The organism is Yoonia sp. SDW83-1 (assembly GCF_046762885.1).
Taxonomy (GTDB): domain Bacteria; phylum Pseudomonadota; class Alphaproteobacteria; order Rhodobacterales; family Rhodobacteraceae; genus Yoonia.
On sequence record NZ_JBKQXO010000002.1, the window covers coordinates 224,103 to 250,617 of the forward strand.

32 protein-coding genes are annotated in these 26,515 nt (G+C 58.2%); 19 read left to right on the forward strand and 13 right to left on the reverse strand.

The genetic code is table 11. The features are described 5' to 3' along the window. The first annotated feature begins 63 nt into the window (after window positions 1-63). From ACFWW4_RS03425 to ACFWW4_RS03465, 9 genes are read left to right on the forward strand one after another with little or no spacing between them, the layout of a single operon-like run. Complete coding sequence (locus tag ACFWW4_RS03425; RefSeq protein WP_411889579.1) at window positions 64-450, forward strand: FlgB family protein; 387 nt, start codon at window positions 64-66, stop codon at window positions 448-450. 10 nt (window positions 451-460) lie between these two features. Beyond that, window positions 461-853, forward strand: a complete 393-nt coding sequence (gene flgC, locus ACFWW4_RS03430) for a flagellar basal body rod protein FlgC (protein ID WP_411889580.1) — start codon at window positions 461-463, stop codon at window positions 851-853. Between the two features lie 12 nt (window positions 854-865). Beyond that, window positions 866-1,144: a flagellar hook-basal body complex protein FliE gene (fliE, locus tag ACFWW4_RS03435; protein WP_411889581.1), complete on the forward strand. Its 279-nt coding sequence runs from the start codon at window positions 866-868 to the stop codon at window positions 1,142-1,144. Further along, window positions 1,144-1,410: a flagellar biosynthetic protein FliQ gene (locus tag ACFWW4_RS03440; protein WP_411889582.1), complete on the forward strand. Its 267-nt coding sequence runs from the start codon at window positions 1,144-1,146 to the stop codon at window positions 1,408-1,410. The genes fliE and ACFWW4_RS03440 overlap by 1 nt, the downstream gene beginning before the upstream one ends. A gap of 2 nt (window positions 1,411-1,412) precedes the next feature. Beyond that, complete coding sequence (locus ACFWW4_RS03445; protein WP_411889583.1) at window positions 1,413-2,129, forward strand: flagellar hook-basal body complex protein; 717 nt, start codon at window positions 1,413-1,415, stop codon at window positions 2,127-2,129. A 12-nt stretch (window positions 2,130-2,141) separates the two neighbouring features. After that, a complete protein-coding gene (flgG, locus tag ACFWW4_RS03450) occupies window positions 2,142-2,927 on the forward strand; it encodes a flagellar basal-body rod protein FlgG (protein WP_411889584.1) in 786 nt (261 codons plus the stop codon). Beyond that, on the forward strand, window positions 2,924-3,340 hold the full coding sequence (gene flgA / locus ACFWW4_RS03455; RefSeq protein WP_411889585.1) for a flagellar basal body P-ring formation chaperone FlgA: 417 nt from the start codon (window positions 2,924-2,926) through the stop codon (window positions 3,338-3,340). The genes flgG and flgA overlap by 4 nt, the downstream gene beginning before the upstream one ends. A 9-nt stretch (window positions 3,341-3,349) precedes the next feature. Next, complete coding sequence (gene flgH / locus ACFWW4_RS03460; protein ID WP_411889586.1) at window positions 3,350-4,072, forward strand: flagellar basal body L-ring protein FlgH; 723 nt, start codon at window positions 3,350-3,352, stop codon at window positions 4,070-4,072. Window positions 4,073-4,092: 20 nt separating this feature from the next. Further along, entirely contained in the window at window positions 4,093-4,596 is a 504-nt protein-coding gene (locus ACFWW4_RS03465; RefSeq protein ID WP_411889587.1) for a flagellar basal body-associated FliL family protein, read from the forward strand. On the opposite strand, the gene ACFWW4_RS03470 is transcribed toward ACFWW4_RS03465, so the two are convergent. The 10 genes from ACFWW4_RS03470 to fliL all read right to left on the reverse strand — a co-directional run bounded on the left by ACFWW4_RS03470 (window position 4,584) and on the right by fliL (window position 14,293). Beyond that, window positions 4,584-4,979, reverse strand: coding sequence for a hypothetical protein (locus ACFWW4_RS03470; protein WP_411889588.1), 396 nt, complete (start codon window positions 4,977-4,979; stop codon window positions 4,584-4,586). The genes ACFWW4_RS03465 and ACFWW4_RS03470 overlap by 13 nt on opposite strands. After that, the gene (locus ACFWW4_RS03475) at window positions 4,976-6,058 is read right to left on the reverse strand and encodes a flagellar biosynthesis protein FlhB (RefSeq protein ID WP_411889589.1); all 1,083 of its coding nucleotides are present in this window, start codon (window positions 6,056-6,058) and stop codon (window positions 4,976-4,978) included. Before ACFWW4_RS03475 ends, ACFWW4_RS03470 begins: the two co-directional genes overlap by 4 nt. After that, on the reverse strand, window positions 6,055-6,822 hold the full coding sequence (locus ACFWW4_RS03480; protein WP_411889590.1) for a flagellar biosynthetic protein FliR: 768 nt from the start codon (window positions 6,820-6,822) through the stop codon (window positions 6,055-6,057). The genes ACFWW4_RS03475 and ACFWW4_RS03480 overlap by 4 nt, the downstream gene beginning before the upstream one ends. 11 nt (window positions 6,823-6,833) lie before the next feature. Continuing rightward, complete coding sequence (gene flhA, locus ACFWW4_RS03485; protein ID WP_411889591.1) at window positions 6,834-8,924, reverse strand: flagellar biosynthesis protein FlhA; 2,091 nt, start codon at window positions 8,922-8,924, stop codon at window positions 6,834-6,836. Window positions 8,925-8,927: 3 nt separating this feature from the next. Then, a complete protein-coding gene (locus ACFWW4_RS03490; protein ID WP_411889592.1) occupies window positions 8,928-9,524 on the reverse strand; it encodes a transglycosylase SLT domain-containing protein in 597 nt (198 codons plus the stop codon). Between the two features lie 155 nt (window positions 9,525-9,679). After that, on the reverse strand, window positions 9,680-11,914 hold the full coding sequence (locus ACFWW4_RS03495; protein WP_411889593.1) for a hypothetical protein: 2,235 nt from the start codon (window positions 11,912-11,914) through the stop codon (window positions 9,680-9,682). Further along, complete coding sequence (gene motA, locus ACFWW4_RS03500) at window positions 11,911-12,780, reverse strand: flagellar motor stator protein MotA (RefSeq protein WP_411889594.1); 870 nt, start codon at window positions 12,778-12,780, stop codon at window positions 11,911-11,913. The genes ACFWW4_RS03495 and motA overlap by 4 nt, the downstream gene beginning before the upstream one ends. A gap of 87 nt (window positions 12,781-12,867) precedes the next feature. After that, the gene (locus tag ACFWW4_RS03505; protein WP_411889595.1) at window positions 12,868-13,434 is read right to left on the reverse strand and encodes a MotE family protein; all 567 of its coding nucleotides are present in this window, start codon (window positions 13,432-13,434) and stop codon (window positions 12,868-12,870) included. Next, window positions 13,434-13,790, reverse strand: coding sequence for a hypothetical protein (locus ACFWW4_RS03510; RefSeq protein ID WP_411889596.1), 357 nt, complete (start codon window positions 13,788-13,790; stop codon window positions 13,434-13,436). Before ACFWW4_RS03510 ends, ACFWW4_RS03505 begins: the two co-directional genes overlap by 1 nt. 11 nt (window positions 13,791-13,801) lie before the next feature. Continuing rightward, a complete protein-coding gene (gene fliL, locus ACFWW4_RS03515; RefSeq protein WP_411889597.1) occupies window positions 13,802-14,293 on the reverse strand; it encodes a flagellar basal body-associated protein FliL in 492 nt (163 codons plus the stop codon). A 120-nt stretch (window positions 14,294-14,413) separates the two neighbouring features. Here fliL and fliF point away from each other — a divergent pair, with 120 nt between their 5' ends. Genes fliF through fliP form a run of 4 tightly spaced genes read left to right on the forward strand, consistent with a single transcriptional unit; the run spans window position 14,414 to window position 17,574 of the window. After that, window positions 14,414-16,000 carry a flagellar basal-body MS-ring/collar protein FliF gene (gene fliF, locus ACFWW4_RS03520; protein ID WP_411889598.1) on the forward strand — a complete coding sequence of 529 codons (1,587 nt, stop codon included), beginning with the start codon at window positions 14,414-14,416 and terminating at the stop codon, window positions 15,998-16,000. Beyond that, a complete protein-coding gene (locus tag ACFWW4_RS03525; protein WP_411889599.1) occupies window positions 16,001-16,561 on the forward strand; it encodes a hypothetical protein in 561 nt (186 codons plus the stop codon). Then, a complete protein-coding gene (locus tag ACFWW4_RS03530; RefSeq protein ID WP_411889600.1) occupies window positions 16,554-16,844 on the forward strand; it encodes a FliM/FliN family flagellar motor switch protein in 291 nt (96 codons plus the stop codon). The genes ACFWW4_RS03525 and ACFWW4_RS03530 overlap by 8 nt, the downstream gene beginning before the upstream one ends. A gap of 1 nt (window position 16,845) precedes the next feature. Beyond that, window positions 16,846-17,574 carry a flagellar type III secretion system pore protein FliP gene (gene fliP, locus ACFWW4_RS03535; protein ID WP_411889601.1) on the forward strand — a complete coding sequence of 243 codons (729 nt, stop codon included), beginning with the start codon at window positions 16,846-16,848 and terminating at the stop codon, window positions 17,572-17,574. Window positions 17,575-17,682: 108 nt separating this feature from the next. Here fliP and ACFWW4_RS03540 read toward each other — a convergent pair whose 3' ends face one another. Both ACFWW4_RS03540 and otnK read right to left on the reverse strand, forming a co-directional pair. Beyond that, window positions 17,683-18,333, reverse strand: coding sequence for an aldolase (locus ACFWW4_RS03540; RefSeq protein WP_411889602.1), 651 nt, complete (start codon window positions 18,331-18,333; stop codon window positions 17,683-17,685). Continuing rightward, the gene (otnK, locus tag ACFWW4_RS03545) at window positions 18,330-19,565 is read right to left on the reverse strand and encodes a 3-oxo-tetronate kinase (protein ID WP_411889603.1); all 1,236 of its coding nucleotides are present in this window, start codon (window positions 19,563-19,565) and stop codon (window positions 18,330-18,332) included. Before otnK ends, ACFWW4_RS03540 begins: the two co-directional genes overlap by 4 nt. A 135-nt stretch (window positions 19,566-19,700) precedes the next feature. Here otnK and ACFWW4_RS03550 point away from each other — a divergent pair, with 135 nt between their 5' ends. Further along, the gene (locus ACFWW4_RS03550; RefSeq protein ID WP_411889604.1) at window positions 19,701-20,540 is read left to right on the forward strand and encodes a fumarylacetoacetate hydrolase family protein; all 840 of its coding nucleotides are present in this window, start codon (window positions 19,701-19,703) and stop codon (window positions 20,538-20,540) included. Window positions 20,541-20,551: 11 nt separating this feature from the next. Here ACFWW4_RS03550 and ACFWW4_RS03555 read toward each other — a convergent pair whose 3' ends face one another. Beyond that, complete coding sequence (locus ACFWW4_RS03555; protein ID WP_411889605.1) at window positions 20,552-20,986, reverse strand: MarR family winged helix-turn-helix transcriptional regulator; 435 nt, start codon at window positions 20,984-20,986, stop codon at window positions 20,552-20,554. A 67-nt stretch (window positions 20,987-21,053) separates the two neighbouring features. Between ACFWW4_RS03555 and hmgA the strand changes: the two genes are divergently transcribed. The 5 genes from hmgA to ACFWW4_RS03580 are packed head-to-tail and all read left to right on the forward strand — an operon-like array spanning window position 21,054 to window position 26,469. Then, on the forward strand, window positions 21,054-22,415 hold the full coding sequence (hmgA, locus tag ACFWW4_RS03560) for a homogentisate 1,2-dioxygenase (protein ID WP_411889606.1): 1,362 nt from the start codon (window positions 21,054-21,056) through the stop codon (window positions 22,413-22,415). 3 nt (window positions 22,416-22,418) lie between these two features. Continuing rightward, window positions 22,419-23,714: a fumarylacetoacetase gene (gene fahA, locus ACFWW4_RS03565; RefSeq protein WP_411889607.1), complete on the forward strand. Its 1,296-nt coding sequence runs from the start codon at window positions 22,419-22,421 to the stop codon at window positions 23,712-23,714. Then, the gene (locus ACFWW4_RS03570) at window positions 23,707-24,657 is read left to right on the forward strand and encodes an MBL fold metallo-hydrolase (protein WP_411889608.1); all 951 of its coding nucleotides are present in this window, start codon (window positions 23,707-23,709) and stop codon (window positions 24,655-24,657) included. The genes fahA and ACFWW4_RS03570 overlap by 8 nt, the downstream gene beginning before the upstream one ends. A gap of 7 nt (window positions 24,658-24,664) precedes the next feature. Continuing rightward, window positions 24,665-26,302, forward strand: coding sequence for an FAD-dependent oxidoreductase (locus ACFWW4_RS03575; RefSeq protein ID WP_411889609.1), 1,638 nt, complete (start codon window positions 24,665-24,667; stop codon window positions 26,300-26,302). Then, window positions 26,287-26,469: a DUF2783 domain-containing protein gene (locus ACFWW4_RS03580; RefSeq protein WP_411889610.1), complete on the forward strand. Its 183-nt coding sequence runs from the start codon at window positions 26,287-26,289 to the stop codon at window positions 26,467-26,469. Before ACFWW4_RS03575 ends, ACFWW4_RS03580 begins: the two co-directional genes overlap by 16 nt. Window positions 26,470-26,515: the final 46 nt, after the last annotated feature.

A 26,515-nucleotide genomic window follows, 5' to 3' on the forward strand; every position in this document is an offset into this window, starting at 1 on the left:
CAAACCTCTTCTTAAGGAATCAGGCTTAATGCTTCGTTGAAACCAGACGAGGGAGAATCCCCGATGTATGATTCACTGGAGCTGTTCCAGACTGCCACTGCGATGGCCCGCCATGCCGGGTCACGGCAGGCTGTTGTGGCCCGCAACATCGCAAATGCCGATACGCCGGGGTATCAGGCTCGGCATATCGCCCCTTTCCAGGAAGCCTATGGCGCGACCGGATCGGTCCAGATGCGGACTACACGGGCCGGTCACATGTCAGGGGCCGCACATGGTGGCCCTGCTGCGGTCGTCACCGCCCGTGATGCTGAACCCTCACCGAACGGCAACACCGTTTCCCTTGAAGAAGAGCTGTTGAATTCGGTTGCCGTCAGTCGAGAGCATAACCGTGCCCTGACGGTCTATCGGCACGCGATGACGGTTCTACGCACGACGCTTGGCCGATCATAGGAGGTGACGCATGACAGATTTCAGTGAAGCCATGTCAGTTGCTGCAAGCGGGATGAAGGCGCAAGCCAACCGCCTGCGGCATGTGTCAGAGAATATCGCAAACACCGATACCCCCGGTTATCAGCGCAAGACCGTTTCGTTCGAACAGATGGTCGCGAACGGGCACGCCACGGGGGCGGTGACAACCGGCCCGATGCGGCTGGATAAAAGCGAGTTGACCCGCATTTACGACCCGGCCAATCCGCTTGCTGATGACACGGGCCATTATGATGGATCCAACGTCAATCTGCTGGTCGAGATTGCGGACGCCCGCGAGGCGCAGCGCAGCTATGAGGCCAATCTCAAAATGTTCGATCAGGTGCGGCAGATGTCGTCGGCACTGATGGATCTTCTTCGGAACTAAAGGAGCGAACCCATGGATATCAATGCACTTGTCGCCCAGAACTATGCTGCCGGTAAGGCAGCCACCGCACCGGGCGGTGAAGGCGGAAATGCCCTTTTGGGCGCCGCACAGGACTTCATGCAGACCATGCGAGCCAGTGAAAACACGGCGATGCAGGCCATGACCGCTGGTGCGGATCCGCATGCGCTGGTGCAGGCCCTCGCCCAGACTGAACTGGCGGTGCAGACCGCAGTGACGGTGCGGGACAAGGTTGTTGAGGCTTATCAGGAAATCCTGCGGATGCCTGTCTGATGGATGAAGCGCTGTTTTACGACACGCTGCGGCAGGGATTGTGGACCGCATTTGTGATCTCGATCCCCATTCTGACCGTTGCCCTTGCGGCCGGTCTGGTCGTTGGCCTGTTTCAGGCGCTGACATCTATTCAGGAAATGACACTGACTTTCGTACCCAAACTGGCCGCGATCATCGGCACCTTCTGGATCACCATGGCCTTCATGTCAGAAGCATTGGTGAGCCTGTTCAAGGGCACCCTGATCCCGATCATCGCAGGAGGATAGACATGGACAATGCCTCATACACCGCACTGACCCGGCAATCAGGCCTGATGCAGGAAATGCGTGCGCTGGCCAATAATATTGCCAACAGCGCAACCACCGGGTTCAGGGCCGAGGGGGTGGTGTTTTCTGAACATATCAAGGCGCTGGGCCCCGGCGCGGATTCGCTTTCGATGGCGACTGCGGCCGTGCGCGACACCGTCATGACCCAAGGCAGCCTGTCCCAGACCGGCGGTACGTTTGATCTGGCCATCGAAGGCGACGGTTTCTTTCTGATCGAAACGCCGAACGGGCAGCGCCTGACCCGCGCCGGGGCGTTTGGCCCCAATGAAAACGGCGATCTGGTTACGCCTGATGGGTATCAGGTGCTGGATGCAGGCGGTGCGCCGGTTTTTGTGCCACAGGGTGTCGGCCGCATTGGTATCAGCCCGGATGGGACGATCAGCGCAGGTGGGCAACCGATTGGCCAGATCGGTCTGGTGACCCCGACAGACCCCAACCAGATGTTTCGCGAGGGCGGTGTGATGTTCGAGGCGCGGGGCGGTTTTGAACCGGCACCGGATGGCCGCATGTTGCAGGGCTTTCTGGAGGATTCGAACGTCAATCCGATCCTGCAGGTCAGCCGCATGATCGAAGTGCAGCGCGCCTATGAACTGGGCCAGAATTTTCTGGACAAAGAAGATGAACGCATTCGCGGCGTTATCGAAGCCATACGGCGGTAGAGGAGCAGGGATATGAGGGCACTTAAGATTGCGGCGGCAGGTATGTCTGCCCAGCAAATGCGGGTTGAAGTGATTTCCAACAACCTCGCGAACATGAACACCACCGGCTACAACGCGCGGCGCGCCGAATTTGCTGACCTGCATTATCAGCAACTGGCACGACCGGGCACGATCAATGCGTCTGACGGCACGGTGCTGCCGACGGGGGTGCAACTGGGGCTTGGGGTGCGGGCCAATGCGGTGTCCGTGATGCTGAGCCAGGGGTCACTTGCGGCCACCGGTGGCGATCTGGATGTCGCGATTGAGGGCGATGGATATCTAGAGGTGACGCTGCCGTCGGGTATTTCAGCCTATACTCGCGATGGCGGGCTGAAGCTGACAGGTGATGGTCAGGTGGTCACGTCCGACGGGTACCCGGTTGTGCCGGATATCACGATCCCGCGCGATACGCGTTCAATCTCGATCAATGCTGAAGGCGAGATTTACGGCTATTTCAACGATCAGGTGCAGCCGCAGTTGCTGGGCCAGTTTACGCTGGCGGGTTTCACAAACCCTAAGGGGCTTGAAGCGATAGGATCGAACCTGTTCCTGGAAACCCCGGCCTCTGGCCCGTCCGTGGTGACCACGCCCGGCGAGGACGGGTTGGGTGTGTTGCGGCAAGGATATCTTGAGGATAGTTCGGTTGATCCGGTCCGCGAGGTGACCGATCTGATCGAGGCGCAGCGCGGGTATGAGCTGAACTCCAAAGTGATCACCGCCGCCGACCAAATGCTGAGCGCGATGGTACAGTTGAGATGATTTGCAGACTCGCATTTTGTGCTTTGCTGGCGGGGCCGGTGGCGGCAGATACCGTTGTGGCGGCCCGCACGATCCCCGCGCAAACGATGATCATGCCGGAAGACATCCTGACCCGGGACCGCGATGTGCCCGGCAGTGTTGAAAACCCCAATGATATCATCGGGATGGAGGCGCGCGTTGCCCTTTATGCCGGGCGCCCGATCCGCCCGGGCGATGTGGGGTTTCCGGCGGTGGTCGAACGTAACCAGATCATCCCGCTGCATTATCAAAGCTACGGTCTGGTGATTTCGACCGAAGGGCGCGCGTTGGGGCGTGCCGGGCCCGGCGACATCATCCGCGTGATGAATATCAGCTCTCGTAGCACCGTGACTGCCCGGATTGGTGCAGACGGTGCTGGCTATGTGGCCCGGTAAGGAATGAACATGCGTATAACCGTTGCTTTAATGGCCGTATTGGCGGGTTGTAGCACCACACCCATCGGCCAGCCGCCCCCTTTTACCCCGCCCGACCGTACCGTTGAACGGAATGCAATGTTGAACCCCGGCACGCCTGCGGCGATCCAGACAACAGCGCTTGCGCCATCGTCCCGGGCATCGCTTTGGACAGGTGAGCGCGGATCGCTTCTGGGTGATCGCCGGGCGATGCAGCGTGGCGATATCATGACGGTGGTGATCGAGATTGATGACAGTGCCGAGATATCGAATTCCTCCGACAGGTCCCGTTCGGCTTCGCAGCAGGCAGCGATCCCGCAGCTTCTGGGTATTCCGCAACGGCTGGATCCACGTTTGCCGGAAGGCGCGTCATCGGCAGCGCTGGTTGATCTGAATTCACAAAGCTCATCATCCGGTGACGGCACCGTGCGGCGTAACGAAAAGCTGACCTTGCGGGTTGCGGTGACAGTCACGGATGTGCTGCCCAACGGGGTTCTTTCCATTGTCGGACAGCAAGAGGTGCGGGTGAATTTCGAACTGCGAGAGTTGCTCGTGACCGGTTATGTCCGGCCAGAGGACATCACCCGGCAAAATGAAATCACCTATGACAAGATCGCGTCGGCGCGCATCTCTTACGGCGGCCGCGGCCAGATCACAGATATGCAACAACCCCGCTATGGCCAGCAGGTGCTGGAGTCCGCCCTGCCGTTCTGATCCCCTTCAGGAGTGACACGATGAAAAAACTGCTTCTGCCTTTGCTGCTGGCCCTGATTGGTGTCAGCGGCGGCGTGGGCGCTGGTCTGTATCTGAAACCCGAACCGGTCGAAGACCCACTTGACCAAGGGCACCCCTGTGGTGATGCAGGAGAGACCGAGATAGCGACGGAAGAACCTGCCGCGGCCCCGGCGACCGAGGAGCGGGATTACGTCAAGCTCAACAACCAGTTTGTCATCCCTGTGGTCGAAGACGGGTCCGTCACGGCGCTGGTCGTGATGTCATTGAATGTTGAGGTCACAGCCGGTTCAGGCCCAGCTGTTTTTGCCGCCGAACCCAAGTTGCGCGATGGTTTCCTGCAGGATATGTTCGATCACGCCAATATCGGCGGATTTTCGGGGAATTTCACCAGCGGGACAAATATGCGCGCCTTGCGGAGCGAGCTTTTGCGGACCGCGCGCGAGGTGGTCGGTGATCCGGTCACCGATGTCCTGATCATCGATATTGTCCGTCAGGATTCGTAGTCTTGCTTGCGCTGCAATGCGCGTTTTTGCGATTGAACCGTTTGGTCATGCAAGGTTTGCGTGACCTGATCACGCCCAAATGCGCGCTTTAGCTTGACCCGGCAGTTTTCCTTAAGTGCCAGGATCTGTGCCAATTCGGTATTGATCGTCGCGCGCCGCTGATCCACCCATTGGTGCCACCGAATATCGGCCCCGGCGATCAAGGCGGCTTCGTCCGACTGGCGGCTGGCCTGCGCTTGCCTCGATTTGCTCTGGATCAACTGTTCAAGGTTCTGGCGCAGCGCGGATTCCCGGCGCAGCAGTTCCGCCATCTCGGCTTGGGCTGCCCGAAACTGCAGCCCGGAGAGTTGTTTCAGCCCGTCAAGCTGGTGCTTTCGGGTCATCGGTTCCGGACTTTCTGGCGGATGCTTTCGGCAAAACGAATGGCCGCTGCGACAGCACGATAGTGGTCGGGCGTGATTTCAACCCCGACTTCGACACTGGCATGCAGCGCGCGCGCCGTCGGCGGATCGGAATGGAGCGGTACGGCGTGTTCGTTGGCCAGCTCCCGGATGCGCGCGGCGATTTCATCCACACCTTTGGCTACACAAACCGGCGCACTGCCCGCCATGCGATCCCATTTCAGGGCGACGGCGAAATGGGTCGGGTTCACGATCACGACATCCGCTGTCGGCACATCGGCCAACATCTTGTTCATCGCGATTTCCTGGCCTTTTTGCCGTCTTTGCTGCTTCATGGTCGGGTCGCCTTCGGATTGCTTGAGCTCATCCATCATTTCCTTACGGCTCATCCGGTTTTTGCGGATGTGTTCGGCCCGCTGCCATAGAAAATCAATGCCGCCCAGCACAAGTGCCACCAGCAGGACGATCATCATCAGTCCAACGACCATCCGCCCCAACTCTGCCACGATCAGGCCCGGGGGCAACTGCATGCTGCCGACAATCCGGTCCATCTGGGACATCAGAAAGAACGCCATGATAACGCTGTAAATGATCAGCTTGGTCATGCTTTTGACGAATTCAAACAGGCCCTGCCGACCAAATTTGTTCTTGAAGCCAGCGATGGGTGAAATCCGGTTCAGCTTTGGCGCGACCTTGCTGGGTGCGACGACAAATGCGCGCTGTGCCACGACCGACAGAATGGCAAGAATGGCGGGCATGGCAAACCAGGGTGCGGTGTTCCAGACGGCCTCTTGCAGGATGCCACCCATGGCGGGGTTTGGCGACCCAGCGAAAAGATCGGCGGAGATATCGGCGGATTGGCCTAACAGCACGCCCAAGACCGTGCCGAGTCCGATGATTGCCGCAGGACCGATGGTGACCAGTACCAGTAGGAAACCGCCATAGGCCGCCGCTGTGGTCAGATCTGTTGATTTTGCAATTTCGCCCTTTTTGCGAGCATCATCGAGCTTTTTCTGGCTTGGTTCGAATTGCTTGTCGCTGTCTTCGTCCTGATCACTCATGGCCAAGCACCAAAGGGGGCGGCCATGAAAGTACTAAACGCCGTCATCCAGATCGCCAGCATGATAGGCGCCGTGATCAGCAATAACAGCAGCCCGCCCGCAGTGATTGCCGGTGCGCCCACGAAAGACACCATAAGCTGTGGCATGGCCCGGTTGATCACCCCAAGGACGACGTTGTAGATCAGTGATGCAATCAGGAACGGCGCGGCCAGAGTAAAGCCCAGACCGAATGCTCTGCTGACCTCGGCGGTTCCGATGTGGCTGACCACCTCGCCATCTATCCGGACGCCGAAAGGCAGCAGATCATAGCTTTGGATCATGTAAGCGGCGGCCTGAACGTGAAGTCCCGACAGGGCGGCCAGAGCGGTACCGGCCACAACCAGAAGATGGCCGATGGCTGGCTGAGGGTCCACCCCGGCGGTCCCTCCGAATATCTGCGAGAGCGATGTGGATTGTGCCGCGATAGATCCGGTGATTTGCAAGGCGAGGACGAAAAACCTTAAGAATAGACCGAAAAGGAGGCCTGCAATCACCTCTGGCCCGAGTAAGATTGCGGCGTCCAAGGGTGATCCGGGCAGCATGGCCAGGCCAGGCGCAACCGCTGGAGCCACGACAAGCGTGAACATCAGCGAAAGCATCAGCCGGACACGTATGGGCACCGGCTGATCGCCAAAGGCAGGCAGTACAGCCATCATCGCGCTGATACGCACAAAAACTGCAAACCCAGTCCACAACACCGTTTGCGAGATCGGCAGCAGCGGCATCAGGTCGTCCATCATCCGGGAACAAGCCCGACCAGCGCAGGGCGGGCATCGATCCCGATTTCCTCAAATGACAGCACAGGGTTCATGACCCCTTTGGCGGCCATGACCGTGCGCAGAAAACGCCGCCTGCGCATGGAGGTCACAACAGCCGCATACGCCCCGGTCGCGGCGGCTTGTCCAAGTTTTTCGGCAATGCCGTCGGCCAGTTGGTTGAAACTTTCGGGGGGCAGGGCAACGTCACCTGTCCCCCGGTCGCTGCGTATTTCATATGTGGCAAAGGTATCTTCCCATTCCGGCGCAAGCTGTACCAGTGGGATCGTGCCATCGGGCCTGCGCATTTCAGCGACCAGTTGGAAGCCAAGCCGCTGACGTACATGTTCGGTGATACCATCGGCGGTTTGAAACAACTGACGACCCTCGGCGGTTGCTTCCATGATCAGTGGCATGTTCCGGATCGATACGCGTTCTTCCAGCAATAGCCGTAGCACCGACAACAGCACATCAATTGGCACCTTGTCGGGGATCAATTCGTCCAGCAGTTTACGGTTGGCTTCGGCCCGCCCCGGATCGCTCAGATTGACCATTTCATCCAAACGTCTGCGCAAGGCCTTGAGCGTCAGTAGCCGCGGGAAGTTCCTCTTGACGATTTCGAGCAGATGTGTTGCCAGCACTTCGGTCGGTTGCACGGTCGTCAACCCCGCCAGGGCGGCAGCTTCCTGATGTACAGGATCAATCCATCGGGCTGGGGCGCCATAAACTGGTTCTTTGACCGCCTCGCCCGGAAGGTCGGACGCTTCGCCATCATTCATCAGCGCCAGTACCTGATTGGCTTTGAGTGTATCGCGCACCTGTTCGACCCCTTGCACGTGGACGGCATAACAGCCTGCCGGTAATGCAGCATTATCGGTCAGCCGGATTTCGGGCAGCAGAACGCCAAAGGCGGTGGCGACATGGCTGCGCATGTTGGCGATACGCGCATCAAGACCGGTGCCTGGGTCCAGCACCATATCGACAAGGTCCGGGGCGAATTCCACATGGATGTCATCCAGGTCAAGTACATCGCCGAGCGACTCCTTCGCCGGTGCCGTCTCGGCCTTTTCGGGGGTTCGCGCTGCCTTTTCGGCCGCCTTTTGTGCGGATGCAGACATCAGATAGGCACAAATCCCGAGGGTGATCGCCCCCAGCACGAACGGCAGAAACGGTAGCCCCGGAACCAAGGCAAACAGCCCCATCAAAAGCGCGACTGTCGCCAGCGCGGCCGGGTGCCGGCCCAACTGAGCGACCAAGGCCAGATCCGTGGCACCGGTGGCCCCGCCCCGGGCGAGCAAAAGTGCGGACGCAATTGAGATGATGACAGCGGGTATCTGCGAAACCAGCCCATCACCCACTGTCAGAATTGCATATGTTTCAAAGGCTTGACCAATTGGCATGCCGTGGACCGAGATACCGATAACCAGCCCCATGATCAGGTTGAGCGCTGTAATCAGAAGCCCGGCAATTGCATCGCCCTTGACGAATTTGGATGCCCCATCAAGTGAGCCAAAGAATGTCGTTTCCGCCTGCTCGCGTTCCCGCCTTTGCTTGGCTTCCTGATGGTCGATGGCGCCTGCCGACATGTCGCTGTCGATGGCCAACTGCTTGCCCGGCATGGCATCCAGCGCAAACCGCGCGCCGACTTCGGCCATGCGGGTGGCGCCCTTGTTGATGACCACGAAGTTCACAATCAGCAGGACGCAGAACACCACAACGCCGAGCAGGACGTTGCCGCCCATCACAAACATGGCAAAGCCTTCGATCACGTCGCCCGCCGCATCCGTTCCGGTGTGTCCTTCGCCAATGATCAGTTTGGTTGATGACACATTGAGCGACAGCCGCAGCATCAGCGACGCCAAAAGCACCGTCGGAAAGGCGGAGAAATCGAGCGGCCTGTCGATGAATAACGTGACGGTAAAGATCAGAATGGCCAGAGCGAATGACGCGGCCAAACCGATGTCCAGCACCCAGGCCGGCATGGGCAGAATCATCATCACGATGATCGCCATCAACGCCAGTGCCAGCAGGATCGTTGGCTGAAAAATGTCTTTCAGGGCGAGTCCGGTCATGCTTTAGCGTCCGTTTAGTACCGGCACCAGCGATCCCATCGCGGTGTGGCCTGATCCGGGTTGCAACAGCGGGAATGTGTTTTCCCTGCTGGCCAGGATTGATGGCAGAATGTTCGTATCAGCCGCTGCGGCATAAAACTGATCAAAGCGCTGGCGATATTGCGCAGCGAGTATCGGTGTGCGGGAATGATAAGCGCCTGCTGCCTGTGACCAACTGCCGGTTTCATCAAAAAGCTGTTGTAAGAACCGCGCCGCGTATGACGCACCGGCATCGGGGTCAAGCATCTGATCAACTGACGCGAAGTGCTGACCATGCCATCGATAATTGATCTGAAAACAGCCTAAGTCAAAGCTGTGAACGTTTCGGGCCACACTTTGTTGCGCCTGCGTGAGCGCTGCAGCGCGTGTATCAAGCCAGTATCCTTGACCTTCGATGTTGAGGGTCCACGGCCAGGGTGTGACATCGCCATCTTTGTTGCGTCCTGTTTCGGTCTGAGCAATGGCCCAAAGCACAGCGAACGGCACGCCTGTTTGTGACGCGGCACGCTGTGCGGCGTCTCTGCAAATGTTGGATGTGCGCGGTTCTGCCGGACTTCCCATGTGCACGATTATAAGTAGGACCGCGAAGCCCAGCACATTGCGAAGCATCGTTCGCCTTGGCATTCTGCCAATCATTCCTTCACACGCCTTCTGATGTCGACCTTGATCAACGCTAGTGGCGAGAGGTTGACAATTCGTAAGCTTTTAAGGAGCCGTCAAAAATCAGACGGCCCAGCGAAGCGCTCAAGAAGGTCCTGGACGACGTCGCGCGACTGCGCGGATTGTTCAAGCATTGTCCGGCCACTGGCCAAGGACATTTCCGGGTCGAGCGTTGCGCGGTCCTGATCCAGAAACGCGGTGGATGCGGCTTGTAACAGCGCATCCTCCGAGCTGACCAGATCCCCCCAATCGCCGCGCTGCCATTGCGACCGCGCGTCGCCGCCACTGCGGAAATCGCGTGCGATGATGCTGTCTGTGGCGCGCATGTCATCAATGATCTGCCGCAGCGTGTCCGCCCGTTCGGTGTTCCAATTCGTCAGAAGCGAATCCGCTCTGTCCAGATCGCCGAGCGCTATGGCCGCTTCGGCGCGGAGGTAGCCGCGCTCTTCCGCCGTAGTGTCGCTGGCTTGGTTGGTCAGAAACTGCTGCGCTCTCTCGGCAAAGCCGAGGTCCAGCAACCGTCGCGCCAACGTGTTTTCCGTTTCCGGAGAAATTGACGGCTGATCGTCTTCAAAGGCGAAAGAAAGAAAGTCACTATTTGGCATACCAGCAGTTGCTGATCTCGCAAATTCATCCGCCAAAACAGCCCCTCGTGCATCGCCGATTTGCTCAGCCTCGTCGCGCATCAGTTGTCTTGCTGCAGCAAATTTTGCGATGTGAAGATAGGCTCGGATCTGTGCGACGGCCAGGTCAGCCGCCACTGTCAGCTGTGCATTTTCAAAACGGAGAGCGTCGGCGAGAACCAGATCATCTTTGTCGATGGGACGGTTATTCCGGACGGCCTGTTCAAGCAGGCTGATCATCACCTCGGGCGTGACGCGCACTTCGGTGTCGACAATGTTCTCCAGCTGCTCTGCGGCTACCTCATCTTTGCCGAGTGCTCTGTTCAACGATACCTCCGCAAGCGCGGCGTCGAGCGGCGCATCGGATAGGTCCCGGACGACATCAAGCGCCTGGAACGCGGCGTCGTTATCTCCGATCGCCACGAACCGTTCCGTCAGGCGCGGTGCAAGATGGCTTTGTAGTGCTGGTGGAAGGGATTTGAAGGTGCGCAAAACAGACGGGCGATCCAATTGTGAATCGAGCGCGCCGTCGGAAAACGCCAGAGCAGCCCAGAGGGCGACTTCAGATTGGCAACTGACCTGTTGTGCGAATAAATCTGTATCGACCGTTTCGCCATCGATGATGTTCGCGATTGCCGCCAGATATAGCCGTTCCTGCGATGTGACCGCATCCAGTTTCAGAACTTGCTGCGCCTCACGCCCGAAGCCGAAATAGATATATCTGCGGGCAAGCATTGTGACGGCTTCTTCTTCAAGCCCGTCGAATTCCCCTGTCAGCTGCGCGCGCGCCTCACCAATCTGGGCCGCATAGGGTCGTTCATCCCCCCAGCTTGCCACGTCAAAATACTGGCCTGGAAGGCAGGTGTTCCCTTGTTGGGTCGTCGGTACAAAGGGATCATCGGGAATGGCGGCCCGGTCAATGCTGGTCGCAACGCGGAGTCCGGGGGCGGGCCTGTCTTCGAGATTATTGATCATCGGTCCGCCGTCAGATGTGCCATTACCCAGATCAGTCTCCAGCAATCCCTGACTCAGCGCACGCCCAAGACTTTCCGTTACAGATTGTTCCAGTGTCGCGAGATCAGATATGACGCTGCCCTCAACGGATAAGTCGGGTTGCTGAACGGGCACGTTCGTGACAACAGCCGGCTGAACTGCTTCAACCACTTCCGACACGGTTTCTGATCGTTTTTGGGGGAAAAGTGGCAAAATCGGTTCGCGTTGGGTCAGGTATGTGGTGTTGGGCACTGGCCCGCGTGCCGCTGAATCGTCGGGCGGCACGTCCAGAACCGTCTCGAAGGGAGACCCAGGCGAGGCGGTGCCGTCACGGATGTCGATCACCAGAACGCCTGGACGATCAAGGAATGCTTCTGCGTAGCAGGTGCATCCCAGCTGCAAACGCAATTCACCCGCATCCGGGTTCTGCGACACCGCTGCAATCCGGTCCTGAGGAATCAGGTCGAAAAATCCGCTTGTCTCGTAACCGTCCGTTCCAGGAAGCCTCACCACATAGCTGTTGTCGCGTCGCCCAAGCTGCCATTCGGCACCGGTCGGAATAATCAGAACGACCCGTGTGAATTCAGCGTGCTCTCCTGTTTGTACCCGGACGGGTTCAGCGGTCGCTGCGCCTAGCCAGAAGACCGAAAGCAGAAATACTAGCATATGTCTCATGCTGCATCCTGTTTTGCAGCCTTCAGCGCATCCTCCATCTCGGCAAAGGTGGGGCGGTGATGGCCCGGCATATTCTGGCGACCGACTTCAATGCAGATGTTGGGAGCGTGCGCGTGCAGATTGGCGACCAGCACCTCGCGGATCAGCTGATGGAAATGGGCATCTTCTTCGATCACGGCTTTCACTTTCGCCGAAAATGGGCCGACGAGACCATAGGCCAGAAACACACCCAGAAATGTGCCAACCAATGCGCCGCCAATCAGCTTGCCCAGCACTTCGGGCGGCTGATCGATCGACGCCATGGTTTTGATGACCCCCAGAACGGCCGCCACAATGCCAAGGGCAGGCAGACCATCGGCCACAGTTTGCAGCGCGTGGGTCGAATGCATCTTGTGATGCAATGTCGCCTCAATCCTTTTTTCCAGGATCTCCTCAACTTGGTGAGGATCATCATAATTCATTGATGCGGATCGCAAGGTATCGCAGATCAGGGCAACCGCCTCCTTGTCGTCGAGAATTTTTGGATACTTTCCGAAAATCGTCGATGAATCCGGTGCCTCGATATGGCTTTCCAATGAGACGGGGTTCGTGCGCGCCACCCGGATCAGTTCAAACAGCATGCACAACAGATCGCGATAATCCTGCGCCTGCCATTTCGGGCCCTTAAAGACCTTCCCCAGATCCTTCATCGTGTGTTTGATAGCGGCAGTGTCGTTGCTGATCACAAATGCGCCGATTGCGGCGCCACCAATCATGATCATCTCGAAAGGCAACGACTTCAAAATGATACCCATCTTGCCGCCAGCCAGCAGATAGCCACCAAAGACCATCACAAAGATGATCACAATACCGATCAGACCAACCATTCTAGTACGGTTCCCTTTGCAACCCAACAAGGCCTGACGGCCCCCGCCCTTACCTCTACAGCGAAGGTGTTAACTTTCTCTCAGCGGCTATTCAGTTGGCACATTTGCGTTGCGCCCGGCCAGAACGACGCTGAAGGAATACGCTGTTTCCGGTGCGAGCTGTGTCATGATCAATGCGGCGGCGTCAGGCCGCATCATGCCCAGAAAACCGGCAGCGAACTGGGGTGGCATTTCCTCGAACAAGGCGGCGGCTTCTTTCGGCTTCATGTTTTCATAGACCGTGGTCAATTGCTCAAGATCGGTAAGAGAGGCGCTGTCGGCCGCAGCAATGGTGGCGGCGAGTGCCTGTTCTGCTGCAACAAGCTCTTCCAGCCGTTCAGCAATCTCGACCTCGGCGATGCGCAAGGCCTGCACGCGGTCCTGCAACTGCGCCTCGCGCTCTGCGAGCCGTGCTTCCCGATCCCGAAATGCGGCGAGCAGCGCATCTGTGTTGGTTTCCTCAGGCGCCGTGGCGGTCATCGCCGGTTCAACCTCAGTATCATTTGCCAAGGCAGGACCGGCCTGCGCGCTGAGGCGGACCACCGCAGAGGCGATCAGAAGGCCAGAAATGATATGCAGCGTACCGCGCCTGCCGCGGTGTCTTACCTTTGACATTATTGATGGCCCTTCGGGCCCGCGGGCCTGCGTACGAAAAAGGGACTATCGCTGGTTTGGCGTGTCACCGGGTCGGGTAAATCGTGTAGTGATGCGACCAGAAGTTCCAGGCGCTGGCCAGCCGCCTCTGCCCGGGTGCTGACCTCATCAAGGGTGCCAACAGAGGTTTTTGCCGTCATTTGCGCCTGATTGAGCGTCTTGGTCAGATCGTCGACCTGAGCCGATAAAACGGCCACCGCGCCGCCGACACCTTTCTCTAGGTCGGTGAACCGGCGCAAACGGCGCGACAGGACAAAACAGTAAAGGCCCGCGCCAAGCGCACCTGCTACCAACAGAATATCAGCGATCATCATCATTCTCTTATCCCTCAGCTCAGCACGAATTCCATAATCAGCAGATCCTTGATGCGACCCTCACCGGCGACGACCTGAACCCGTCGCAACATCTGCCCGCGCAGGCGAACCAGCGCTGTCGGGTCTTCCAGTTCGCGTAGTTCCACCGCCCGAAGATAGCCGTTCAGAACATCGATAATTCGGGGTTTGATTGCTTCCACCTCGGCCACGTCGTCAGGCGCAACCTCAAGCTGCGCGGAAAATCGCAGGTGATCGCGGCCACCGTTACCTGGCAAAGAAATGACCAGCGGTTCGATTGCCACAAAAGATACGTTCAGTTCCTTCGGCTCAGGCTTGTCGTCAGCGCTGGCGTCTTGTGCATTTTCAGCAGAACCGCCGATCATGCCGGATTGAACGGCAAAGAATCCGCCGCCACCGCCCAGAAGCGCCAACACCAGTCCGATAATCAACGGCAGCTTGGACCCCTTCTTGGGGGCCTCTTCGGGCACGTCAGCATCGGCAGTCATGGCAATCAACCCTCTTAGAACTTTTCCGGAACATAAACTGATAAGCCCTAACCGATTGTTAAGGCTCATGGCCCTAAACAGGGGATATTCGGCAGAACGCCAATGTGATGGAGAACCAGATTGCAAAACATCAGCACCGCGTGGTCCGCCCTCGATTCGCGTCGGCGTGTCTTTGTTGTTTTCGCCACGGTGGCGGTTTTTGCGGCCGTGCTTTTGCTGGCACGGGGGGCGGGCACGCGTGATATGTCGCTCCTTTTTGGCGGGTTGGAGCCGCGGGCGGCAGGCGATGTGATTGCCGCGCTGGACCAGCGCGGTGTGATGTATGACGTGCGCGGCAGTGCCATTTATGTCCCCACAGGTCAGCGCGACAGCCTGCGCATGACCCTCGCCGGGGATGGTTTGCCCGCTACAGGAAGCCAGGGGTATGAGTTGCTGGACGGTCTGTCGGGGTTCAGCACGACCTCTCAAATGTTCGATGCCGCCTATTGGCGTGCAAAAGAAGGGGAACTGGCGCGCACTATTCTGGCCAGCCAGCACATCAGATCGGCGCGTGTTCACATCTCGACCCCGTCCAACCGCCCCTTTCAGCGGGACCAGACGCCGACAGCCGCCGTGACGGTCACGACGGCGGGCGGTTCGCTTTCGGCCCCGCATATCAAGGCGCTGCAATACCTTGTCGGCGCGGCTGTTCCCGGCCTTTCGCCCGATTCAGTTGCGGTCATCGATGGAAATGGTGGTCTAATGTCAGACGCGGACGGCAGCGCGATACTGCCGAATGGTGATGAAAGGGCTGATGCCCTGCGCCAGCGCGCCGAACGCTTGCTGGCGGCGCGCGTCGGTGTTGGAAATGCGGTTGTCGAAGTGTCAGTGGACACCATCACCGAAACCGAATCGATCACGGAGCGGCGGGTGGATCCGGACAGCCGTGTCGCGATCAGTACCGATGTTACGGAAAGCGCCGGGACATCGACCGATAGCAGGGGTGGCGATGTCACCGTCGCATCCAACCTGCCTGACGGGGATGCCGGGGTCGCCAACGGCGCGTCCAGCAACGAAAATTCGGAAAGCCGTTCTTTGACGAACTACGAAGTGTCCGAGACTGAGCGGCAGTTACTACGCGCGCCTGGTGCGGTACGACGGTTGACGGTGGCCGTGCTGATCAATGATGTCAGCACGGTTGCGGATGACGGGACTGTCACAACCACCCCTCGCAGCGAAGAGGAACTGCAGTCGCTTCAGGACCTTGTGGCCTCTGCCGTCGGGATTGATCTGGATCGTGGCGATGTGATCACGCTGAAATCAATGCCATTTGAACCGATTGCGTCGCTTGGCACGGAAGTTGCGGCACCCGATGCCGGACTGCCGCTTGATACGATGCAACTGATCCAAATCGCCGTTCTGGCCATCGTTTCACTGATCCTCGGACTTTTTGTTGTGCGGCCGATCCTGACCCAGGCCAGGCAATTGCCGGCACCTGCCGACACCATGGCGCTGCCCGAACCGGAAGCATCCGACCCCCCGATGGCCATGGCGATTGGTGATGACACAATGGGTGATTTTATGGGGGGCGACATGGGCATGATAGGCGGTGGCATGGATGAAGATCCGGTTTCCCGGCTGCGCCAGATGATTTCAGAACGCGAAACCGAGACGATACAGATTCTGCAGGACTGGATCGAAGATCCGGTGGCGAAGGAGCGTGCATAGATGTCCCAGATATTGTCGCTTGAATCCTTTGAAGTTGCGCTTGGCAACGATGATGTCGCCAGCGCTGATTACAATCAGGGATACCAGGATGGCCTGGCTGCAGGTGCCGCAGCCGCGCAGGCTGAGGCCGCAGTGCTTGACGAGGCATTTGTTCAGGCGCTTTCGGATATTGATTTCACCTATGCAGAGGCAAGACGACAGATCCTGCAATCGCTCGGGCCGCTTTTTGCGACCCTTGTGGATCATGTTCTGCCGCACTGTATCGAAACAGGTTTCGCCAGTCAGATTGCGGATGTTTTGCAGAAGGCCGCGGCAGCCGACACGTCCGCACCCATCACCCTTCATGTTCACCCTGATACTTGTGATGCAGTGGCCGCACGATTGGCCGACATGAAGGTTCAGTTGAAACTTAAGACGGACCCGTCGCTCAGCCCACATGCCACATGGGTGCAGCATGGTAATGGTGAAACGCTGTTGGACGCTGACAAACTTCTGGCCGAGATCAGTGATCTGCTCGGCATTGTCCTCAACGAAGATGACAGGATCAAATCTCATGGATGACATCGACAATCAGAACGCAGCTCCGGAGGATCACCCCTTGCGGCGAATCCCGATTGAGATTTCGGTCACCGTTGGCAAGGCGCGCCCGCTGGTCCGTGATCTGCTGAGCCTGGGTGAAAATGCGGTCCTGCCACTGGACAAGCGGATCGAGGACCCGGTGGAGCTATATGTCGGCGGTCGGCTGATCGCGCGCGGAGAGTTGCAGGAAATGGAGGGCGGGGAACCTGGCCAACTGGCCGTAAGGCTCACCGAAGTGGCTTCTGACAAAGGCGATCTGACCTGAAATGTTGCGGAGCTCGCACTGCGCATTCATCGGGCTGTTGCTGCTCAGCGGTCCGGCATTCGCACAGGATGTATCAATTACTCTTGGTGATGACGGATCTCTAGCGACAAGATCAGTGCAACTGCTGGTCCTGATCACCGTGCTCAGCCTCGTGCCCGGCATCGCGATCATGGTGACGTGCTTTCCGTTTATCGTGACCGTCTTCGCGATTCTCCGGCAAGCCATCGGGCTGCAGCAGTCCCCGCCAAATATGCTGATCGTCAGCCTGGCGTTGTTCCTCACCTATTTTGTGATGGAACCGGTCTTTGTTGATGCGTGGAATAGCGGCATTGAACCCTTGCTGAACGGAACGATGGAGCTTGAGGAGGCATTTGTGCAGACAATGGATCCTCTTCGCGCATTCATGTCGGCGCGGATCGCGCCAGACACCTTCGCTGCACTGGCAGAGTTACGGCCAGATCTGGAGGCTGGTACCACCGTGGACGAGGCGCCGCTCTCGGTAGTCGTGCCGTCCTTCCTGCTGAGTGAGATGGAGCGGGCATTTCAGGTGGGATTCCTGATCTTCATACCTTTCCTGATCATTGATCTGGTTGTCGCAGCGGTACTTATGTCGATGGGGATGATGATGGTGCCCCCTGCAATCGTCTCGCTGCCGTTCAAACTGGCATTTTTCGTTGTTGCCGACGGCTGGGGCCTGATCGCATCCAGTCTTGTTCGCAGCTATGGTTGAGTTGTGGGATGGTCGCCTTGTTCCGGACAACTGCGCGCAAGATATGACAGGACTCTATGCAAAACACGTCGGAAATGGACCGCTCAAACTGTCCGAAAGTTACAGTTGCTAGTCGTTCCAATCGATGTCGAACGCGGTGACGACTGCCTGCACCTGATCGTCGGTAAGGGCATGGGCTGTGACGCCCCGCATCATCATCGCCAGTCGGGCCGTGTTTTCCAGTTCTTCGATGGCGTTGCAGGCGGCCTCCACGTCTTTGCCCGCGACCACCGGGCCGTGGTTAGCCAGCATGACAGCACTGCGCTTGCCTGCCAGTCCGCGCACGGCCTCCCCCATCGCTGGATCGCCAGGAAGGAAGAAAGGCAACAGCTTCACCCTTCCAAGTTGCATCAGCCCGTAAGGTGTCAGCGGGGGCAGGAAGTTGTCTGGATCGGCATCAGGCATCATGGACCAGGCTACCGCGTGACAGGAATGCAGATGCACCACAGCCCCGGCCGTTTCGCGGGTTTCGTAAAAGGCTGAATGCAAAGGCATCTCCTTGGTCGGTTTGTCACCACCAATCAATGCACCTTGATCATCAAAACGACTAAGCGATCCGGGGTCGAGCCGCCCAAAGCTGGTGCCTGTGGGCGAGACCAGCAGCCCGCCGTCGGGCGTGCGTGCAGAGACATTTCCGGTGCTGCCATGGGTTAGGCCGCGATCAAACAGTGATTTGGCCAGCAGGCACATCTGCTCGCGCAGCTTCGCCTCCACACTCATGCGCCGCGCAACATGGCATCGGCCTTGGCAAAGAAATCCGGTGCGCCAAAATTGCCGGATTTCAATGCAACGACGAGGTTGTCGCCCGCGCGCAGGGCGGGCACGCCGGGATCAATTTCTGGCCCAATTTCCAGTTTCTTCAACTTCAGACCTTCGACCACGGCACCTGACGTCTCGCCACCCGCAGTGATCACCCGGGTGGCGCCGCCTACTACAGCGCGGCGTGCGACCTCGGCAAAGAAGGCTTCCAGCGCATTCGCGGACCTGTCACGCCCGAATTGTTCCTGAACCTCTCTCACCACCGCAGGATCGGCAGAACTGTAGACCAGCGGCACGCCGGTTTGATCCAGCAACCATGAAACGACATCGGTGGCCGTCAGCCGACCTTCGATCACATCTGCCGCGTTGATCTCGCGCGCCGGATGGTCAGCTTTGTGTTGCGCCACTTGGCCCCGGGTCGTAATCGAGCAGGACCCGGACAGCGCGATTGCCTTACCCGGCTGACCGGTCCATGGCGGTGTCCTGGGGGTACAGCCGAAATTTGCTGGCAGACCCAATGCCACGCCAGAACCGCCCGTGATCAGCCGCAACTCCCGCGCCGCCTGACCGATTGCATACAGGTCCGCATCGCGGATGGCGTCAACAACAATGTGCCGATGACCTGCCTGATGTTGCCTTTCAAGCGCGGCCGAGATTGCGTCTGGCCCGGCAAAGACATCCCGCGCACCAACATGACCAACACTGTATTTTGTCTGCGGCTTCAGCCATCGCCGGATATCCGAGTCAGTCATCGGTGTCAGGGGATGATTCTGCATACCGCTTTCGTTCAGCGGCTTGTCCCCGACAAACAGATGCCCCTGATAAAGCGACCGCCCCGTGCCCGGAAAGGCAGGACAAACAATGACCTTGTGCGCGTCCAGAGCATCAGCAAGCGCGTCAGCGACCGGACCGATGGTCCCTTTAGCCGTGCTGTCGAAGGTCGAGCAGTATTTGAAGAAAATTTGCCGACAACCCTGCGCCAACAGCCAATCCAGCGCCTGCAGTGATTTACGTACAGCCTCGTCCGGTTCAACAGAACGGGACTTGAGCGCCACAACACCCGCCTGAACGCCGGTGCCGGCCTTGATGTCGGGCACACCGGTATACTGCGTCACCCGCATTCCGCCCTTGGCCAGCGTGTTTGCCAGATCGCTCGACCCGGTAAAGTCATCGCAGATACAGCCAAGTAACATTCTCACACTCCTACCGTCATGACGGCAGAGAACGCTGTCACGCGTATTGCGTCAAGTATAATGTATACATTATTTTGATGTTGGCCGTGCTGATGTGCCGGTTATGATCCGGCAACACATACAAGGATTGATCAGATGAAGCTTTGCCGTATCCAGACCGATAGTGGTGTGCGCCCTGCACTGGTGGATGCCGATGGGCAGCTGCGTGATCTTGGCGGACATATCGGCGATGTGGACGGGGCAACTGTGGGTCCGGCAGCGTTGGACGCATTGCGGGCAATTGATCCAGCAGATCTGCCACTGATCAGCGGAGAATATGCGCCGGTCCTGTCTGATATCCTCCGGATCTTCTGTATCGGCCTGAACTATTCCGACCACGCCATCGAGGCGAACATGCCTATCCCCGACCACCCCATTCTGTTCATGAAAGCTTGCCCTGCCACAGGTGCCAATGACCCGATCATCATCCCGAAGGGGTCGGAAAAGACAGATTGGGAGGTTGAGCTGGGTGTCGTCATTGGCAGCGAAACAAGGCACGTTTCGCAAGCTGACGCCCTGTCTCATGTCGCCGGCTATTGCGTGGCCAATGATGTGTCCGAACGCAGCTTTCAGATGGATTTTGGCGGCCAATGGGTCAAAGGCAAATCCTGCGACAGCTTTGCCCCTATCGGCCCGTGGCTTGTGACGAAGGATGAGGTGCCGGACCCACAGGCGCTGGACATGTATCTGGACGTGAATGGGGAGAGGCGACAAACGGGAAATACAAGAACAATGATCTTTCCCGTGGCCGAGATCGTATCATTCGTTAGCCGCTTCATTACCCTGATGCCCGGTGATGTCATCATGACGGGAACGCCGCCCGGTGTGGGTATGGGAATGAAGCCAGCGCAATACCTGCGGGCCGGTGATGTCGTCACACTGGGTATCGACGGGTTGGGAACTCAACGACAAGAGGTTGTCGCCTATCACGCGTGACGGGTATTCCGCTAAAACTTGGCAATCTTTACAAGGCAGCGACGCAAGGTTGCCACCTCTTCATCAGTGAAAGGGGCGGTCAGGTTTGCCTCAAAATCCTGGGCGGCGCGGTAGAGATCACAGAATGCCGCGTGCCCTGCGGCTGTCAGTTTCAGCGTTTCATGTCGCCGGTCATCAGGTAGCGGTGTCCGGGTCAGAAAGCGCCGCTTTTCCAGTGCCGATACCGCCCTGCTGACCTTGGTTTTGTGGATCCGTGCGCGTGTGCAGATATTTTTCGCAGTCATCTCGCCATAATGGCCAAGGTGGAAGACAACACGCCATTCGGTGCGCAACATCCCGTATTTGGCTTTGTAGTAGCGCTGGAAATCAAGGCTCGACATTTCGGCGGCCTGATTGAGGAGGTAAGGCAGGAAATCCTGCAGGTCGAATGCGCTATCCTTGGTCATCGGCGGAAACTATGGCTTGTTAGTTACAAAAACAACTAATATCTGAAGGCGCAAGCAGGAGGTTGCCATGAACAAAGACATTTCGCCCCATGCGCTGCAATCGGCCGGGACCCCGGTCGGAACGGTGGCCGGCTACATGCCCGGCTTCGGAAACGACTTTGAGACAGAGGCGCTGCCGGATGCCTTGCCGCAAGGCATGAATTCACCCCAGAAATGCAATTATGGGCTTTATGGCGAACAGCTATCAGGTACCGCCTTTACTGCGCCGAGCCATCAGAATGAACGGACCTGGTGCTATCGCATCCGCCCGTCGGTGAAGCACACGCATCGGTTTCAGAGGATCGATTTGCCGTATTGGAAATCCGCGCCGCATATCGACCCCGATGTGATCTCGCTTGGCCAGTATCGTTGGGATCCGGTGCCTCATTCGGATCAGCCGCTGAACTGGCTGACCGGCATGTGGACGATGACAACCGCAGGTGACGTGAACACACAGGTCGGCATGGCGAGCCATATCTACCTTGTGAACGAAAGCATGGTGGATGCCTATTTCTTTTCCGCCGACTCCGAGCTTTTGGTCGTACCACAGGAAGGTCGGCTGCGGTTCTGTACTGAACTGGGCGTGATCGATGTTGAGCCGCAGGAGATTGCGATCATTCCGCGCGGGCTGGTGTACCGCGTTGAGGTGCTGGAAGGCCCCTGCCGGGGGTTTGTCTGCGAAAACTACGGACAGAAGTTTGACTTGCCCGGGCGCGGCCCGATTGGGGCCAACTGCATGGCGAACCGTCGCGATTTCAAGACGCCTGTTGCGGCCTTTGAGGATCGCGAGACGCCATCGACGGTCACGGTCAAATGGGCGGGTCAGTTCCACCAAACCGAGATCGGCCATTCGCCGCTGGATGTGGTCGCATGGCACGGCAATTACGCGCCCTGCAAATATGATCTGCGGACCTATTGCCCGGTCGGCGCGATCCTGTTCGATCACCCTGATCCTTCGATTTTCACAGTTCTGACAGCCCCATCTGGGGTGGAAGGCACCGCAAATATTGATTTTGTGCTATTCCGTGATCGCTGGATGGTGGCCGAAAACACGTTCCGGCCGCCGTGGTACCACAAGAATGTCATGTCCGAACTGATGGGCAACATTCACGGCATTTATGATGCGAAGCCCAAGGGGTTTGTGCCTGGCGGAATGAGCCTGCACAACATGATGCTGCCCCATGGGCCGGATAAGAACGCGTTTGAAGGGGCGTCGAACGCCGACCTGAAGGCAGAGAAACTGTCGGACACCATGTCGTTCATGTTCGAAACCCGGTTCCCCCAGCATCTGACCAGATATGCAGCGGAGGAGGCGCCGTTGCAGGATGATTACATTGATTGCTGGAGCGACCTCGAGAAGAAGTTCGACGGAACACCGGGGGAAAAGTAGCGCATGCCGCTGATGAAAAGCTGGGTGGAGAGCGCAAACAATACCGACTGCCCCTTTCCACTGAATAACCTGCCTTATGGTGTGTTTTCGGTTGATGATAGCAAGCGACGCTGTGGAGTAGCTATTGGTGACCAGATCCTTGATCTGCGCGGTTTGTCAGAGGCTGGTGTGATCAGCTTTCATGGCATGATACCTTCAGAAGTGGCCAACCCCTTCCTTGCCTCAACATGGAATGGGTTCATGGAACTCGGACCCGGTCTATGGAGATGGTTTCGAGAAACACTTCAGAAGTCATTGGCAGCAGAAAGCACCAAAGCAGACTCGATCCGCCCTCATCTTGTGCCGCAAGGCGACGCGACCATGCATCTGCCGATTGAGGTTTGTGAATACACCGATTTCTATGCCGGCAAGCACCATGCGACCAATGTCGGCACCATGTTCCGCGGACCCGAGAATGCGCTGCCACCCAACTGGTTGCACATTCCCATAGGTTACAACGGTCGGGCCTCGTCGGTGGTGGTCAGCGGCACTGATATCGTTCGCCCCAATGGTCAGACAAAGGCACCTGATGCGGATATGCCATCCTTTGGCCCCAGCAAGCGGCTGGACATCGAGTTGGAGATGGGAGCGATCGTCGGTACCGCGTCGGAACTGGGTCGGCCCATCACAGTGGCCGAGGCTGACGACATGATCTTTGGCTATGTTCTGCTGAACGATTGGTCCGCCCGCGACATACAGGCGTGGGAATATCAGCCGCTCGGCCCGTTTCAGGCCAAGGCCTTTGCGACGTCTATCAGCCCTTGGATCGTGACCAAAGCCGCGCTGGAACCGTTCCGCGCCTCGACCCCACAACGTGAAAAAGACCTTCTGCCCTATCTGCGTGAACCGGGGCCGATGATTTATGACATAGACTTGCAGGTCACAATGGCGCCGAAGGGCAAGGATGCCACGACCATTGCGCGCACCAACTACAACCAGATGTACTATTCCGCCGCGCAGCAGTTGGCGCATCACGCCAGTTCCGGCTGCGCGATGAATACCGGCGATCTGCTGGGGTCGGGTACGATATCTGGCCCGGAGAAGGATCAGCGCGGCAGTCTGCTGGAACTCACATGGGGTGGCAAAGAGCCGTTGACCCTATCCACCGGCGAGACGCGCACGTTCATTGAGGATGGTGACAAACTGACGCTGCATGGTGCCGCCAAGGGGGACGGCTATCAAATCGGGTTTGGTGAATGTATCGGCACGATCAGACCGGCCCCCAAATTCCCAGTAAAAGAGGACAACAGCATTGGCTAAGACTTTCGCATCCCAAGGGGACATGACCGAAAAGAAAATCAGCTTTGACGAGGTCGGGCGTGATCTGTGGGCCTTTACGGCCGAGGGTGATCCGAATTCCGGCGTCATTATCGGTGATGACAGCGTCATGATTGTCGAGGCGCAGGCGACCCCATTGCTCGCTGCGAAGGTCATTGAAAAGGTGCGCAGCGTGACCGACAAGCCTATCAGCCATGTGGTGCTGACCCATTATCACGCGGTCCGGGTGCTTGGGGCCAGCGCATACGAGGCCGATCAGATTATCATGGGCGAGACGGCACGCGGCATGGTGGCCGAGCGCGGGCAGGAAGACTGGGACAGTGAATTCCAACGCTTTCCGCGCCTGTTCGAAGGGCATGAAAGCATCCCGGGCCTGACATGGCCCACAACGACCTTCAGCGACACGATGACGGTCTATCTGGGCAATCGGCGGGTTGATCTGATGCATCTGGGCCGTGCCCATACCGCCGGCGACATCGTCATTCACGTACCGGATGAGAATGTCATGTTCACTGGTGACATCGTCGAGGACCATTCCGCCTGCTATTGCGGCGATGGTTATTTCAACGAATGGGGTCACACCCTCGACAATATCGCGGCGTTTGATGTGGATGCGATTGCACCAGGCAGGGGCGCTGCGCTTGTCGGGAAGGTTGCGGTTGAACGGGCCATCGAAAGCACCCGTGATTTTGTCGATAGCACCTATGATCCGGTGGCCCGCATTGCGGCCCGTGGCGGCACCTTGAAAGAGGCATGGGATGCCGTCCGCGACGCCTGTGATCCCAAGTTCAAAGACTACGCGATCTATGAACACTGCCTGCCCTTCAACGTCGCCCGCGCCTATGACGAGGCACGCGGGATCGAACACCCCCGCATCTGGACGGCCCAGCGCGATCTGGACATGTGGGAAGCATTGCAGGGTTAGGGTGGTCATGGCTGCAAGGTATCAGACTGCTTTCACACTTTACCCCTACGCACGAGTTCCGGCACAATCACAAGCACCCGTCAGACATCCGGTTGTCATCGTTGGCGGCGGCCCGGTGGGTCTGATCCTTGCCCTGGATCTGGGCAAGAAGGGCGTGCCGGTCCTTCTGCTTGATGATCATGAAGGGCCGGGACTGGGCAGCAAGGCGATCTGTTTTTCCAAACGTACGCTGGACATCGCGCACCGGTTTGGCGCCTGCCAGCCGATGGTGGACAAGGGTGTTGTCTGGAACGTGGGCAAGGTTTTTCACGGGGCCGGCAAGGTCTTTGAATTCAACTTGCTGCCGGAAAAGGGTCACCGCAACCCGGCCTTCATCAATCTGCAGCAGCCATATTTCGAAAAGTTCTTGTTCGATGAGATCCGCAAGGCGCAAGACGCCGGTGCGCCAATCGAAATTCGAGGAGGCAACCGTGTTACCGGTGTGACCGAAGCAGATGACCATACCGTGTTGGATATCGAAACGCCGGATGGGCCTTATCAGGTGCAGGCTGATTGGTTGATCGCATGTGATGGCGCCCGTTCACCGATCCGGGATATGATGGGTCTCAGCTTTGATGGTCGCGTGTTTGAGGATAATTTCCTGATTGCTGATGTCAGGATGAAGGTCGATTTCCCGACAGAGCGGTGGTTCTGGTTTGAACCCCCGTTTGAAGGCGCCGGACAGTCGGCCCTGCTGCATAAACAGCCTGACGATATCTGGCGCATCGATTTTCAGCTTGGCTGGGATATCGACCGCGCGGCAGAGCTGGACCCGGCCCGCATCCGCGCCCGCGTTGATGCGATGTTGTCGTCGCAAAGCGGCACGATCCCGGATTATGAGCTGGAATGGACCTCGATCTACACATTCCAGTGTCGGCGGATGAAGAAATTTCGCCGTGGGCGCGTGATCTTTGCTGGTGACAGTGCGCATCAGGTGTCGCCCTTTGGTGCTCGGGGCGCCAATTCCGGTGTACAGGACGCCGAAAACCTGGCCTGGAAGCTTGATCTGGTGCTGCAGGGCATTGCGGATGCGACGCTGCTGGACAGCTACGCCAGCGAACGCGAATTTGCCGCTGATGAAAACATTCTGAATTCGTCGCGGGCGACCGATTTCATGACCCCAAAGTCAGAGATCAGCAAACTGTTCCGCAATGCCGTGTTGGAACTGGCGGAACGTCACCCCTTTGCCCGCCCGCTGGTGAATTCTGGACGGTTGTCAGTACCGTGCAAGTATGAGGGTTTTCCGCTTTTCGGCGAGGACGCGCTGGGCGGGCCTGCATTGACGGGCCCTGGTGCGGTCTGCGCCGACGCGCCAGTGGATGACGGCTATCTGCTGGATCATCTGGGCGGTGGCTTTACGATCCTTGCCATTGGCGCAGCACGGGTAGAGGCGGTTTCCGCCGCGGGCGTGACCGCGCAAGTGCTGCATATCCCCGCACCAACGCCGGAATTGGCTGAGCGGTATTTAGGCTCCGCACCACAAGCCGTCTATCTGATCCGCCCGGACCAGCATGTGGTGGCCCGTTGGGCAGATGCGGATCCGGATACCATCAAGGCAGCATTGCGTCTCGCCATAGGAAAGGCTGACCCATGTCAATCAATCTGACACCGAACATACCCGACCCGGATGGCTTTTATGATGAGCTATTGGCCGCTCACAAGGGGCTGAGCAAGGCAGAAAGCCACGCGTTGAACGCGCGGCTGATCCTTGTGCTGGCCAATCATGTAGGGGATCGCGCGGTTTTGCGAGAGGCGTTGGCCGCTGCAAAATGAACCTTGATGTAAAGCGTTACAGCGATAGCCCGAATATCTGTAATCT